The sequence below is a fragment of the Aeromicrobium sp. Leaf289 genome (assembly GCF_001423335.1).
In the GTDB taxonomy this organism is placed as follows: Bacteria; Actinomycetota; Actinomycetes; order Propionibacteriales; family Nocardioidaceae; genus Aeromicrobium.
This window is the reverse complement of sequence record NZ_LMNK01000001.1, coordinates 263,169-277,442: the sequence shown is the minus strand read 5'-3', so window position 1 is coordinate 277,442 and position 14,274 is coordinate 263,169. Positions and strand designations below refer to the sequence as shown.

The following is a 14,274-nucleotide window of genomic DNA, read 5'->3' as shown; positions in this document are numbered from 1 at the left end:
TGGCTCAGACGACCTGCTGCAGCAGTCCGGTGTCGACGTCGTACAGGAAGCCGCCGACGTCGATCGAGTCCGGGATGAGCGGGTGCGAGGTCACGCGGTGCACGTCGGCCCGGAGCTGGCGCTGCTGGTCGTCGATCGGGCCGATGCTCATCCAGGTGGAGTCGGTGCCGGTGCTGCTGGAGACGCGCTCGTGGATCTGCTCCTCCGTGGAGGAGGCCATCGCGCACCGGGTGTGCTCGACCACGAGGACGCGCTTCACCTGGAGCAGGTGCACGCCCAGCACGAGGGCCACGAGCTCGTCGTCGTTCACCCGGCCGCCGGGGTTGCGCAAGATCTTCGCGTCACCGGGCTGGAGGCCGATCATGCCGAGCGGGTCGATGCGCGAGTCCATGCACGTCACCATGGCCACACCGGCACGGGCGATGCCGTCGAAGCCGGTGAGGGCGAAGGAGTCGGCGAAGGTTCGGTTGGCTGCGAGAAGGTCGTCGAAGTCCGTCACAGGGGCAGCGTAGTACCGCTGCTGCGCGTGCGGGTATGAGCAGGTTCACGTAGGAGCCAGAGCGACAGGCCCGCCGCGACGACCGCGCAGACGGCTGCCCCGAGGAACACGGCGTGCAGCTGCGCGATGCCGGCGTCGCGCACCGCGTCACGGTACGCCTGGCAGAGCTGGACCTCCCCGGTGCAGAGGTCCGCCGCCGCCGGGATCCGCGACGAGGCCGAGTAGAACGCCCGCAGCCCGATGGTCGTCAGCGCCGAGACGCCGATGAGCATGCCGACCATGCGGGCCACGATGAGCAGGGCGCTCGCGACGCCGTGGACGGCGTCGGCGGTGTGCTCGAGCAGCACGGCGTTGACCGGTGCGATCGCGAGCCCGAAGCCCAGTCCGGCCGCCACGAGCGAGAGCGTCTCCCACTCGCTGGCCAACGACTGCGCGTCCCACGTGGCCATGTGCCAGAACGCGGCCGCACTGACCAGCATGGCCACCGCGGTCAGCCACGACGCCGGTACGCGGCGCAGGAGCCAGCCGCCGAGCACCGCGCCCACCGGGAGTGCCACCAGGAAGCGCACGAGCACGAGGGCCGCGTCGAGCTGGGAGTCCCGGTGGACGGTGAGCCGGGCGAAGAAGGGGATGTCGACGAGAGCCGCGATCAGGGCTGCCCCGATGACGAAGGAGACGACGAGGGCGCCCCAGGCCGGCCGGGCCGACAGGGCGCGGCGCGGGACCAGGGGCTCGGTCGCCGTGCGCTGCCGGTACACGAACCCGACGGTCGCCAGGGCGGCGACGGGCAGGAGCCACGGGGCCTGGGGCGAGAGCGTGCCGGACTCCGGCTCGGCCGAGGCGAAGGTCACGATCAGCGCGGCGAGGGCGATCGCGAGGAGTGCGGCCCCGACGAGGTCGGTGATGCGCGCGATCTCGCCCCAGCTGCGCCACTGCACGAGCGGCCGGCGGGCGGTGGCCTGGCGCACCACGAACAGGGCGGCGACGACGTAGGTGCCGAGCGCGAGCGGGGTCAGCCAGCGGGAGTCGCCGGTGACCGGAAGGAACGCCAGCCCGGCGGTGACGCCGGTGACGAGGCGTTCGGGCTGCAGCATGACCAGCGAGAGGCCCGTCAGCGCGAGGGCCAGCAGGCCGAAGCCGGGCAGGTCGGGCCGACCGGGCGGGCGGTCGGGTGACGCGGCGGCGTGACCGCGCGGCGGGGCGGCGGGGGCGGCGTCACGCAGCCGCAGCATGACGGCGGCCAGGACCAGCCCGACGGCAGCGTTGAGCCAGAAGATGTCCCGCCACGAGCCGAAGGCCAGCACGACCGCTCCGTACAGCGGCCCCAGCACGCTCCCGAGCTCCTGCACGGCGCCCACGACCCCGAGGGGGAGCCCGCGTCGGCGGGGCGGCCACAGGTCGGCGACGAGCGCCAGCGTGGGAGGGATGAGTCCGCCGCCGCCGACGCCCTGGAGCAGTCGCCCGGCGACGATCGTGCTCAGGTCGTAGGCGGCGGCGGTCACGAGGGAGCCCACCGCGAAGACGACGAGCGAGCCGAGGAGCACCGGGACGCGGCCGCGGAGGTCGGAGATCCTCCCGATGAGCGGCAGCACGCCCACGTAGCCCAGGAGGAAGCCCGAGATGATCGGGGCGGCACGCTGCAGCTCGTCGACGTCGAGCCCGCTGGCCGACATCATCTCGGGCAGGGCCAGCACGACCACGTACGTGTCGGCGGCCGCGAAGGCGATCGCCACCGCGGCGAGCCCGAGCAGCGTCCGTGACGCCAGCACGGGGCCCGACGACGACTCGGATCGGGCGTCGTCGACCTCGTCGGCCGAGCTGCCGGAGTCCCGCACGGGTCAGCTGCCGCCGGTGCGGGCCGGTGCCTCGATCTCGATCGGCTCGTCGGAGGTGGCCAGACGCACCGTGTACGTGACGTCCGTGCTGCCGCCGTAGAACGGGCCGGACATCGTGGCGTCGCGCAGCACGTCGTCGTCGGTGAGCCGGTACGTGACGTCGAAGCGTGCACCCTTGGTGGCCGAGGGGATGATCTGCGACACGACGGACCCGGGCAGGGTGCCCGTGACGGAGGTCAGGACGTCCTGGCCGTCGCGCGACTTCTTGCCCTCCTCGAGGTCGTCGGTCTGCACCAGGATCTGGGTGAGACCCGTGTCGGCGTCGATGAGCCCTGCGGGGTCCGGGGCCTTCAGGGACGCCGGGTCGATCGTGAGGTACACCGGGGTGATGTCGGTCTTGGCGTAGACCGTCCCGTCCACGGCGACCACCTCGGCCGACAGGGTCGCTCCGCCGGTGGAGACCTTCACGTCGCCGGTGAAGGCGGGGGAGTGGTTGCCCTTGCCCTTGGCCGAGAGCAGGCCCGAGACGCCGTCGGGCACCGAGGACGTCGCGAGCGAGACCTCGACCGTCTCGGCCTCGTCGATCGTCTTCTTGGCCGTGTCGAGCCGCTTCTGCAGGGCCGAGGTGTCGGTGCCGGGATCGGCGTCGTCACCGCCTCCGGTGCAGCCGACGAGCAGCGCGCCGGCGAGGGCGGTGGCGACGACGAGGAGGACGCGGGAGCGGGCGGGACGAGAGGTGGGACGCACGCGCTCAGTCTCGCACGGTCGGGAGTCCGGGGAGCAGACCTGCGGGCGAGGCGGCGGCGAGCACGGGCTGGGCGACCGCGACCCCGGAGCCGTCGCGCCTCGGGTCGATCTCGGGCAGGTCGACGGGGGACCCGCTGGTGGCGCACGCCACGGGGGTTCCGTCGCCGACCCAGCCGAGGATCAGGCCGTCCTCGCCCTTGAGCAGCCGGTGGCAGCGCACGCCGCCGGTGGCCCGGCCCTTGGCCGGGTAGGCCGAGAGCGGGCTGACCTTCGCGGCCCCGGTCTGCGTGCCCGGCAGCGCGTCGCCCGAGCCGGAGATCGTGAGCACGTGGGCGGACTCGACGTCGCGCACCACGCCGAAGCCGACCACCCGCTGACCTGCCGCCAGCTTGACGCCCGCCACACCGCCGCCGCCGCGACCCTGCGGACGGACCAGGCCGGCCTCGAAGCGCAGCAGCTGGGCGTCGGAGGTGACGAGGACGAGCTGCTCGTCGCCGGTGGCCAGCGGCGCGGCGCCCACCAGGGTGTCGCCGTCGGCGAGCCCGATGACCTCCCAGGAGTCACGCGACAGCACCTCGGGCTTGACCCGCTTGACCACACCGGCGCGGGTGGCCAGTGCAAGCCCGGGGCCCTCGGCCTCGAGCGACATGAGGCACAGCGCAGGTGCCGACGTCGCGAGCAGCTCACGCAGCGGCAGACCGCCCTGCAGGTGCGGGGCCTGCGCGGTGGCCGGCAAGGTCGGGATGTCGAGGACGTCGAGCCGGTGCACGGTGCCGTCGGCGGTGACCAGGCCCACCTGGCCTCGCGCCGTGGCCGCCACGGCCGAGACGACCACGTCGTGCTTGGAGCGTCGACCGACGTCGCCGAGCGGGGAGTCGTCGCTCGTGCGGGCCAGCAGCCCCGTGGCCGACAGCAGCACCCAGCACGGGTCGTCGGCGACCTCGAGCTGCGCCGCGGCCGTGACGGTCTGACCGGCGGACTCCAGCAGCACCGTGCGTCGGGGCGTCCCGAAGCGCTGGGCCGCTGCGTCGAGCTCGTCGGAGACGACCGCACGCAGCACGCCGTCGTCGCCGAGGATCTCCTCGAGCCGCTCGATCGCGGCGCGCAGCTCGTCGGCCTCCTTCTCGAGCTCGATCCTGGAGAACCGGGTGAGGCTGCCCAGCGTGCGGTCGAGGATGAAGTCGGCCTGGGCCTCGCTGAGGTCGAAGACCCCCATGAGGCGGCTGCGTGCCTCGCCGCGGTTGTCGCTGCTGCGGATCAGCTGGATGACCTCGTCGATGTCGAGGATCGCGACCAGCAGCCCCTCGACGAGGTGCAGCCGGGCGGCGGCCTTGGCGCGCCGGAACTCGCTGCGCCGACGCACCACCTGGAACCGGTGCGCCAGGAAGACCTCGAGCATCTCCTTGAGGCCCAGCGTGCGGGGCTGGCCGTCGACGAGGGCGACCGCGTTGATCGAGAACGACGACTCCATCGGCGTGTGCTTGTAGAGCTGCTCGAGGAGCACCTCGGGCACGATGCCGTTCTTGACCTCGATCACCAGCTGCAGGCCCTTGTGCCGGTCGGTCAGGTTCTTGATGTCGGAGATGCCCTGGAGCTTCTTGGCCTGGACCAGCTTCTTGATGGCCTCGACGACCTTCTCGGTGCCGACGTTGTAGGGCAGCTCGGTGACCACGATGCCCTTGCGGCGAGGGGTCACGTTCTCGACCCGCGTGGTGGCGCGCATCCGGAAGGAGCCGTTGCCCGTGGCGTACGCGTCGCGGACGCCGTCGAGCCCGACGATCTTGCCGCCGGTCGGCAGGTCGGGGCCGGGGATGAAGCGCATGAGGTCGTCGAGGTCGGCCCGCGGGTGCTCGATCAGGTGGCGCAGCGCCTGCACGACCTCCACGAGGTTGTGCGGGGCGATGTTCGTGGCCATGCCGACGGCGATGCCGGACGCGCCGTTGACCAGGAGGTTCGGCAGTGAGGCCGGCAGCACGCTCGGCTCCAGCTCACGACCGTCGTAGTTGGGCTTGAAGTCGACGGTGTCCTCGTCGATGGAGGCCGTCATGGCCTCGGCGGCCTCGTCCATGCGGCACTCGGTGTAGCGCATGGCCGCGGGCGGGTCGTCGGGCGAGCCGAAGTTGCCGTGGCCGTCCACCAGCGGGAGTCGCATGGACCACGGCTGGACGAGCCGGACGAGCGCGTCGTAGATGGCGCTGTCGCCGTGCGGGTGCAGCCGACCCATGACCTCGCCGACGACACGGGCGCTCTTGACGTGGCCGCGGTCGTTGCGCAGCCCCATGTCGTCCATCGTGAAGAGGGTGCGCCGCTGGACGGGCTTGAGCCCGTCGCGGGCGTCGGGGATGGCGCGGGAGTAGATCACCGAGTACGCGTACTCGATGTAGCTCGCACTCATCTCGTCCGTGATGTCGGTGTCGATGATGTGCTCGTCGAACTCCTCGGGGGGGTTCGGGGTGCTGCTGCGGGCCATGCATCCTCTCCTGGCTGACGACGTGCCACCCGATGGGCGACCTCTCGATTCTCCCGGTCCGGGGCCGTGCGCCCCAGCCGCCACGCCGCCCGAGGGACGCCCGGGCTCCTCCGCGCCCGGGACGGGCGCCCGTACGGGGTAGGTTTGGGCGCGTGACGCAGGACGCCTCGACGACGCCGGCCGACCGTGCCCGGATGTGGGAGGCGGACGTCCTGCTGAAGGACGGCCGCGTCGCCCAGGTCCGGCCCATCACCCCCGAGGACACCGAGGCCTTCGTCGCGTTCTACTCACGCGTCTCCGACGAGTCCAAGTACTACCGGTTCTTCGCCCCGTACCCCACGCTGTCCGAGCGCGACGTCGCACGCTTCACGCACGTCGACCTCGATCGCCGGGTCGCCTTCGTGCTGACGCTGCACGACACGATCATCGGCGTCGGGCGCTACGACGCGGTCAGCGACGACGTGGCCGAGGTGGCCTTCCTCGTGGAGGACGCCCACCAGGGTCGGGGCGTGGGCCAGCTCCTGCTCGAGCACCTCGCCCAGGCGGGCCGCGAACGAGGCCTCACCAAGTTCACCGCGGACGTGCTGCCGAGCAACCACCGCATGCTCCAGGTGTTCCGCGAGATGGGCTACTCCGTCGAGGGCGTGGTCGAGGACGGCGTCCAGCAGCTGTCGTTCCGGATCGATCCCACCGACTCGGCCGTGGGCGTCATGCGCTCGCGCGAGCAGCGCGCCGAGGCGGCGTCCATCGAGCGGATCTTCGCGGCGCGCAGCATCGCCGTCGTGGGAGCCAGTCGGCGGCAGCGGTCGATCGGCCAGACGGTGGTGCGCAACCTCGTCCTCGGCGACTACCAGGGCAGCGTCTACGCCGTGAACAGCCAGGCCGAGGCGGTCTCGGGGCTGCCCGCCTTCAAGAGCGTCAAGGACATCCCGCACGAGGTCGACCTGGCCATCGTGGCCGTGCCGGCCGACTCGGTGAACGACGTCGTCCGCGACTGCGCGGCTAAGGGCGTGCACGGGCTGGTGGTCATCTCGGCCGGGTTCGCCGAGGAGGGTGCCGAGGGTCGACAGCGCCAGCGGACGCTGCTCGACCTCTCCCGCACGTACGGCCTGCGCCTCGTCGGTCCCAACTGCCTCGGTGTCATCAACACCGCCCCCGGGGTCCAGCTGAACGCCTCCCTCTCCACGGCCATGCCGCCCCAGGGGCGCGTCGGGTTCTTCTGCCAGTCCGGTGCCCTCGGCACGGCGATCCTGGAGTCGGTGTCCCGACGTGGCCTCGGCCTCTCGACGTTCGTCTCGGCGGGCAACCGTGCCGACGTGTCCGGCAACGACCTCCTCCAGTACTGGCAGGAGGACGACGACACCGAGGTCGTCCTCCTCTACCTCGAGTCCATCGGCAACCCGCGCAAGTTCTCGCGCATCGCTCGCCGGGTCTCGGAGTCCAAGCCCATCGTCGCGGTGAAGTCGGGCCGCTCCACCCAGGGCGTGCCCGTGGGCCACGCGGTCAAGCGCAGCACGGCGCCGCAGGCTGCGGTCGACGCGATGTTCCGGCAGGCCGGCGTGGTCCAGGTCGACACGCTCGAGGAGATGTTCGACGTCGCGCAGCTCGTGGCCCACCAGCCGCTGCCGCGCGGCAACCGGATCTGCGTCGTGGGCAACTCCGACGCCATGGGCCTGCTCGTGGCCGACGCCGCGACCGCCACCGGTCTGCAGGTCGCGGACTCGGTGCCGCTGGGCGCCGACGCCGGCGCCGACGACTTCGAGGTCGCCATCGAGAACGCCCTGGCCTCCGACGACATCGACGCCCTGATGGTCGTCTACATCCCGCCGCTCAACACCTCCGGCGAGGAGGTCGCGAACGTGCTGGCCTCGATCGGCGAGCAGTCCGACAAGCCGATCGTCTCGACCTTCCTCGGCACCGAGGGCATCCCCGAGCTGCTCCGCGTGCCCGACGTCCAGGGTGGCTCCGCGGGCCGCGGCTCCGTGCCGTCGTACCCGGCACCGGAGTCGGCCGTGCGTGCCCTCGCCCGTGTGGTCACCTACGCGGAGTGGGCGGCTCGAGACCACGGCGAGTTCCGCGCCCACGACGACTTCCGCACCGGCGACGCTCGCGCCCTCGTGCGCGACGTGCTGGCGCACGCGCCGCGAGGCGCGATCCTCTCGACGGAGCAGGTGCACGCGCTCCTGGCCTGCTACGGGATCGACCTGTGGACGTGGATCAACGTCCATGACCCGGAGGAGGCCGTCGCCGCCGCGGAGCAGCTGGGCTGGGACGTCGTGCTCAAGGCCGGCAGCGAGCACCTGCGCGCCCGCCCCGACCTGGCGCACATCTGGCGCGGGATCCAGGACCGTGCCGACATGTTCGAGGCGTGGGACCAGCTGACGTCCTGGCCGGGCATGCGTGCCGACACCCGCTTCTTCGTCCAGCGTTCCGCCCCCGACGGCATCCCGCTGTCGTTCACGGTCACCGAGGACGCCCTGTTCGGACCGCTGGTCTCCTTCGGCCTCGCGGGCGCCTCGAGCGAGCTCCTGGGCGACCGCGCCTACGGCATCCCGCCCCTGACCGACGCCGATGCGGAGTCGATGATCCGCGACCTGCGGTCCGCGCCGCTGCTGTACGGCTACCGCGGGTCCGACCCGGTCGACACCCCGGCGATCCAGGACACCATCCTGCGGCTGGCGGCGCTGAAGGACGACCTGCCCGAGATCGCCGAGCTCGACCTGGAGCCCGTGCTGGTGCACGAGACCGGACTGACGGCGTTGAGCGCCCGCGCCAAGGTGGTGCCGGCCACGGACCGTCGCGAGGAGCGGTACGTGCGGCGTCTGAGCAGTCCGGTCAGGGATACGCTGGCGTGATGAGACGTGAGCGCCCCGTCGGGCCCGCCGCCGACGTGTTCCAGGAGATCGAGCGCAGCGGCTACTACCCCGAGATCGTGACGGCCGGCCTGCGTGACGCCCTGGCGGGCGAGGACGTCCTCGCGCACGTGGTCCACCACGAACCGACGTTCGAGCGCGACGAGATCCGTCGCCACATGACGGTGCTCGTGATGACGCCGTCGCGGGTCGTGCTCGTGCACACCGACGAGCACCCGCCCGACGACCTCCTGCCGCGGCCCTACACCTCCACGACGAGCGAGGCCGTGTCGATCCACCGGATCAGGTCGGTGGTCGTGACCCGGATGGTGGCCACCTCCGGCACCCTCGAGGAGGCCGTGGTCACCATCGGGTGGGGTGCCGTGTCGCACCTGGACCTCGAGCCCGCCCAGTGCAGCGACCCGGACTGCGAGGCCGACCACGGGTACACCGGCAACCTGACCGGCGACGACTTCTCGTTGCGCCTGAGCGCCGCGGCCGACGGCGGCGTGGCCGTCGAGCGCCTCCTGGTGTTCGCCCGTCAGCTGTCCGCCGCCACGACCGGAACGGCGTGACCGCGCCCGGCCCGCGGGGTCGGCACGGTCTGCACGAGGTCCTCACGTCGGCCGGAGCGGTCGCCGGCGGCGGACGCGCCGGTCTGGTCGACACCCTCGGGCTCCCCGCCGCTGCGCGCTACGTCGTGCTGCTGGTCGACGGCATGGGGGAGGAGCTCCTGCGCCAGCACGCCCACCTCGCACCCTTCCTGTCGTCACTGCCGTCCGTCCCCGACGTGGTGTGCGGCGTCCCGTCCACGACCGTCACGAGCCTCACGTCGCTCGGCACGGGACTTCGCGCCGGGGTGCACGGGGTCGTCGGATACACCTCGCGGGTGCCGGAGACCGGGCGACGCCTCAACGCCCTCGCGTGGGACCAGGACGTCGACGCGCTGCAGTGGCAGCGTCACCCCACCGTCCTGCAGCGGCTCCACGAGGCGGGCGTCAACGCCGGGAGCGTCAACGAGGCACGCTTCGAGGGCACGGGCCTGACGCTGTGCAGCCAGCGGGGCGCACCCTTCCACGGCGTCGGCTCCATCTGGGAGCGGCTCGACGTGGTGGCCGAGGTGGTCGAGGACGCCGCGAGCTCGGTGGTCTACGCCTACGAGTCCCGCCTCGACCACGCCGGTCACGCGCACGGCTGCACGTCGCAGGAGTGGCGCGACGTCCTCACGACCGTCGACCGTGAGACGGCCCAGCTGCGGGACCTCCTCCCGCCCGACACGGTGCTCCTCGTGACCGCGGACCACGGCATGGTCGACCTCCCCGACGAAGGGCGCTTCGACGTCAGCACGACTCCCGCGCTGCTGGAGGGCGTGGACCTGCTGGCCGGCGAGGCGCGCTTCCGGCACCTGTACACCGCCCGCCACGACCGCGAGGCCGTCGCGGCCCGGTGGCGGGACTTCTGCGGGGAGCGTGCCGACGTGCGCACCCGCGACGAGCTCGACGACTGGTTCGGTCCCCTCGACCCGGCCGTCGCGGGCCGCATCGGCGACGTGGTGGTCGCCGCCCTCGGCGACTTCGCCGTCTTCAGCACCGACGACTTCCCGCTCGAGATGCGCATGAAGGGCTTCCACGGATCGGTCAGCGAGGCCGAGCTGCGCGTCCCCGTGCTCCTCGCCACCTGAGCACGACGACGGGCACCGCCGCTGGCAGGATGGTCCCGTGGCCGAGCTGACCTTCTACTCCGGGACGATGGACTGCGGGAAGAGCACGCTCGCCCTGCAGCTCGACCACAACCACCGGGCCCGCGGGCGCGTGGGCCGGGTGTTCACGTCGCACGACCGCGCCGGTGAGGCGACGCTCTCGAGCCGGCTCGGGCTGGCGGTCCCGGCGACGGAGGTCGACGACTCCCTGCACTTCTGGGAGCACGTCGTGACCGAGCTGACCCAGGGCGGGCGCATCGACTACCTCGTGTGCGACGAGGCGCAGTTCTACACGCGCGACCAGGTCGAGCAGCTGGCCAAGATCGCCGACGAGCTCGACATCGACGTCTTCTGCTTCGGCATCCTGACGGACTTCCGCACGCGCATGTTCGACGGATCGGCCCGACTCGTGGAGCTGGCCGACCGCATGCTTCCGCTCCAGGTCGAGGCACTCTGCTGGTGCGGTGAACGGGCGACGCACAACGCCCGCACCGAGGACGGGGAGATGGTCACCGAGGGTGAGGTGATCGTGGTCGGGGACGTCGACGACCCCCAGCGGCCGCGGCCCTCGGTGGGGTACGAGGTCCTGTGCCGCCGACACCATCGGCGCCGCATGACCGCGGAATCGGCGAAGGCTGCCGCACTTTCTCCGGACGTCCTGCCTTTCCCCTGAGATAAATAAAGGACTTTGGTCCTCACTATCGCGCGCACATGGCAGAAATGTCTGGGACCATCGACCAATGCGTACTGTTTCTCGGGCTCTCACGCTGATCCTCGTCGGCGGTGTGGTCGCCGCACTCCTCGTTCCCTCGTCGGCCTCCGCCCGCGTCTCGATGACGAAGGCCAAGGTCGAGCAGTGGCTCGCCTCGACCTGCACGACCTTCGAGACGCAGGCCGCCTTCAAGACGCGCACAGCCCGGCTGCCCAACAAGATGCTGAACGCCGACGGCTACGACGTCACCCGCTTCACGAAGTACAACGTCTACACCTCCGACAGCTATCGGCTCAACGCGTGCCTGAGCCTCATCGAGAAGGCGAACAGCTTCAGCGGCAACCGCAAGAACCGCACGATCACCTTCGCGCCGGGCACCTTCAAGCTGTCGAACGCGATCTTCGTGCCGTCGGACACCACGGTCGTGCTGTCGTCGGGCACCACGATCAACAAGCTGATGACCACGGGCATCTCCGGCGTCCGGGCCTCGAGCTCGATGTTCCAGACGATCTCGCCGACCCGAGCCCTGCGCTCGAACGCGGTGAAGGGCTACGACGGCGAGCGCAACATCACCTTCCGCGGCCCGGGCGACGGCAGCGCCACGATCAACATGATGGGGACGGTCCACCCGGCCTTCGACAAGGTCTACGGCGTCGTGATCGGCCACGCCAGCAACGTGCGGGTCGAGGGGATCCGCTTCCGCAACAACCACCTCGGCCACTTCCTCGAGGTCAGCGCCTCGCAGGACACCGTCGTGAAGGGCAACGACTTCGTCAACGACGTCCGTGGTGACGGCAAGGCGGGCACCAAGGCCAACCCCAACGCCGAGGCCATCAACGTGGACACGCCGGACAGTCGGACCAAGGGCGTGAACTACACGTGGGGCGCCATGGACCGGTACGGCAACAACCGCCTCACGATCGAGGACAACGACTTCCTGTACCAGAACCGGGCCGTCGGCACGCACGTCATGTCGGCCGTGGCCCGGGTGACGACGCCGCGCAAGCAGGAGGACTGGAGCCTGCGGTACCACACCGCGGTCGTGCTCAAGAACAACCGGATCGTCGACTCCCGGTTCGACGCGGTGAAGATGCTGAACTGGCGTTCGCCGGTGCTCGAGGGCAACCTGATCGACGGCATCACCACCCGGCGCAACGCCAGCAACAACCTGCCGGCCACCGCGGTCATCAGCCAGGGCGCGGAGAACCCGACGATCAGGAACAACCGGTTCGTCGACGTGCCCGAGCCCATGCTGGTGCGGACCTACGACTCGCCCCACTACTCGTTCACGAACTCGCGCGGGGTGACCGAGAAGCTTCGGTCCATCAACACGTACCCGACGCAGGGCACCCTGCAGGCGCACTGGTGCAGCAACCAGGCGCAGGGCCCGGCCGACCGTGTCGCGCTCTTCTCGGCCGGCAAGGACGCCGCTACCGCGGAGCGGATCCTCGCCAAGGAGCCGTGGCGCCGGTTGACCGTCTACAAGAACACGTACCGCTCGGGCAGCTCGGTGGGCCAGATCGTGTCCGAGGTGCTCATGCCGTGGCGCTCGAGCGCGAGCGCCTCGATCGACACGCCCTCGGAGTGCTCCACCAGCTGAGCCCTGCACGGAGGAGGGCCCCGACCGCTCGGCGGTCGGGGCCCTCGTCCGTTCGTCCTGGGTGGTCGGTGGTGCTCAGTCGTTCCGCCCGCCGAACATGATCTCGTCCCAGCTGGGCACCCGCCGACGCTCGGGGCGCTTCTTGCGCGGGGCGACGGTGTCGGGGACGGCCACGTGGCCCTCCTCCTCGTCCAGGTCCTCGTCGACCTGGTGGTGCGCCTCGGCGGGCTCCTGGTCGGCGTCGTCGGACGTGTCCTGCTCCTGGGGGGCGATGTCCTCGGTGAGGGACAGCTGCTCCATCGCGCGCCGGTCGCGGGCCTCCTTGAGGGAGTGCACGGGTGCGTGGAGCCCGGCGTCGACCTCGTGACGAGGTGCGTCGTCGCTCGGCGCGACGGGCTCGGCGGAGCGGGCCTCGTCCGCGGCCGGCGTTGCAGGACGGTCCTCGTCGGGGCGCAGGGCGTCGGCGATGGCCATGTCGGAGGCCTCCGGCGGAGCGACGTCGCCCACGAGCCGGCGAGCGGTCTCGTCGTCGGGGACGACGTACCGGCTCTTGGCGTCGTAGCAGAAGGTGGCCGGCTCGAGCGCGCTGGGCGCGAGCACCTGGACGGTCCAGCGACCGTCCTCGCGGCGCCAGGCGTCCCAGCTGACGTCCTCGGGAACGCCGCCGTCTGCGGCCACGCTCTCGTCGACCGCGGACCCGAGCAGGACGCCCGGTCCGGTGGCGTGCCGACGGCGGATGGTGGTCGAGCGCGCCTGCTCGGCCACGTAGGCACGCTCGGCGAGCACCGGGGTGGCGAACCCCTCGATTTGCTCGGTCGGCACGCCGGCCGACTCGGCGACCTGGTCGGGACTCTCCCCGCGCCGGATCCTGGCCTGGATGTCGCGGGGGCTGAGCGTGCTTTCCATCGTGATCTCCATCTGGCCGTGTGCGCGGCCGCGGGCACGGGGGGAGGCGTCGACGAGTGCGGCGAGCCGTCGATCGATCGGGACGCGGAACAGCTCGGGACGGCCGGCTTCGCGCAGGACGAGGAAACGTCCGTCGTCGCTGAGCCGATCGGGGCCGAGTTCGCGCATCGAGCGTCCTCCCACTGGTTGCTTCGTCATCCTAGGCTCCGTCCCCGGCCAAACCGTGGCGACACGCGTGCCCAGAGGACTGGGCCGACGACTGGGCTGACGACTGGGCTGACGACTCGGCCGACGACCTGCCACGACGTGTCCTAGGGTCGATCCGTGCCTGACGTGTGGATCGTGACGCTCGACCTGGTGGGCATCGCCGTGTTCGCCTGCACCGGCGCCATCGTGGCGGTGCGCAAGGAGCTCGACGTGTTCGGCGCGTCGGTCCTCGGACTGGTCACCGGGCTCGGCGGCGGCGTGCTCCGCGACGTCCTCATCGGCGACGTCCCGCCGGCGGCCCTCCTGGACTGGCGCTACCTCGTCGTGCCCGCCGTGGCCTCCGTCGTGGTGTTCGCCTTCCACCCGGTGTTCGGGCGCCGCGAGTCGCAGATCGCCGTCCTCGACGCCGTGGGTGCGGCGCTGTTCTGCGTCGCGGGCGGCGTCAAGGCGGCCGAGGCCGGTCTCGGGGTGCTGCCCGCCGCGCTCCTGGGGATGGTTACGGCCATCGGAGGGGGCATCCTGCGCGACGTGCTCGCCGGACGGGTGCCCGTGATCTTCCGCGAGGAGCTCTACGCCACCCCGGCGTTCACCGGCGCGCTGGTGGCCGTGCTGGCCCATCGCGCCGACCTCGGGTGGTGGGCGTACGTGTCGGCCGGGGCCCTGTGCGTCGTGTGGCGGCTGCTCGCCCTCTGGCGTGGGTGGCGAGCGCCGCTGCCACCGGGCCTCGCTCGCGGCTGACGGCGGAGC

The 14,274-nt window shown here is 71.7% G+C and carries 11 protein-coding genes; 6 read left to right on the top strand and 5 right to left on the bottom strand.

Going from position 1 to position 14,274, the window contains the following annotated elements:
• Positions 1-4: 4 nt before the first annotated feature.
• The 4 genes from ASF37_RS01365 to ASF37_RS01350 are packed head-to-tail and all read right to left on the bottom strand — an operon-like array spanning position 5 to position 5,551.
• Positions 5-499: a carbonic anhydrase gene (locus ASF37_RS01365; protein ID WP_055967828.1), complete on the bottom strand. Its 495-nt coding sequence runs from the start codon at positions 497-499 to the stop codon at positions 5-7.
• Complete coding sequence (locus ASF37_RS01360; protein ID WP_369815215.1) at positions 496-2,334, bottom strand: MFS transporter; 1,839 nt, start codon at positions 2,332-2,334, stop codon at positions 496-498. The genes ASF37_RS01365 and ASF37_RS01360 overlap by 4 nt, the downstream gene beginning before the upstream one ends.
• Before the next feature lie 3 nt (positions 2,335-2,337).
• Positions 2,338-3,081, bottom strand: a complete 744-nt coding sequence (locus tag ASF37_RS01355) for an LppX_LprAFG lipoprotein (RefSeq protein ID WP_055967840.1) — start codon at positions 3,079-3,081, stop codon at positions 2,338-2,340.
• A gap of 4 nt (positions 3,082-3,085) precedes the next feature.
• A complete protein-coding gene (locus ASF37_RS01350) occupies positions 3,086-5,551 on the bottom strand; it encodes a DNA topoisomerase (ATP-hydrolyzing) subunit A (protein WP_055967843.1) in 2,466 nt (821 codons plus the stop codon).
• 152 nt (positions 5,552-5,703) lie between these two features.
• Between ASF37_RS01350 and ASF37_RS01345 the strand changes: the two genes are divergently transcribed.
• The 5 genes from ASF37_RS01345 to ASF37_RS01325 all read left to right on the top strand — a co-directional run bounded on the left by ASF37_RS01345 (position 5,704) and on the right by ASF37_RS01325 (position 12,414).
• The gene (locus ASF37_RS01345) at positions 5,704-8,406 is read left to right on the top strand and encodes a bifunctional GNAT family N-acetyltransferase/acetate--CoA ligase family protein (RefSeq protein WP_235492957.1); all 2,703 of its coding nucleotides are present in this window, start codon (positions 5,704-5,706) and stop codon (positions 8,404-8,406) included.
• The gene (locus ASF37_RS01340; RefSeq protein WP_055967845.1) at positions 8,406-8,978 is read left to right on the top strand and encodes a DUF5998 family protein; all 573 of its coding nucleotides are present in this window, start codon (positions 8,406-8,408) and stop codon (positions 8,976-8,978) included. Before ASF37_RS01345 ends, ASF37_RS01340 begins: the two co-directional genes overlap by 1 nt.
• A complete protein-coding gene (locus tag ASF37_RS01335; protein WP_056578632.1) occupies positions 8,975-10,084 on the top strand; it encodes an alkaline phosphatase family protein in 1,110 nt (369 codons plus the stop codon). The genes ASF37_RS01340 and ASF37_RS01335 overlap by 4 nt, the downstream gene beginning before the upstream one ends.
• Positions 10,085-10,121: 37 nt before the next feature.
• Positions 10,122-10,775 carry a thymidine kinase gene (locus ASF37_RS01330; protein ID WP_055967848.1) on the top strand — a complete coding sequence of 218 codons (654 nt, stop codon included), beginning with the start codon at positions 10,122-10,124 and terminating at the stop codon, positions 10,773-10,775.
• A gap of 67 nt (positions 10,776-10,842) precedes the next feature.
• A complete protein-coding gene (locus ASF37_RS01325; protein WP_156366955.1) occupies positions 10,843-12,414 on the top strand; it encodes a hypothetical protein in 1,572 nt (523 codons plus the stop codon).
• A 75-nt stretch (positions 12,415-12,489) separates the two neighbouring features.
• Here ASF37_RS01325 and sepH read toward each other — a convergent pair whose 3' ends face one another.
• Positions 12,490-13,488, bottom strand: a complete 999-nt coding sequence (gene sepH, locus ASF37_RS01320; protein ID WP_056577245.1) for a septation protein SepH — start codon at positions 13,486-13,488, stop codon at positions 12,490-12,492.
• Positions 13,489-13,644: 156 nt separating this feature from the next.
• On the opposite strand from sepH, the gene ASF37_RS01315 reads away from it, so the two are divergent.
• Entirely contained in the window at positions 13,645-14,265 is a 621-nt protein-coding gene (locus ASF37_RS01315; RefSeq protein WP_156364782.1) for a trimeric intracellular cation channel family protein, read from the top strand.
• The last annotated feature ends 9 nt before the right edge of the window (positions 14,266-14,274 follow it).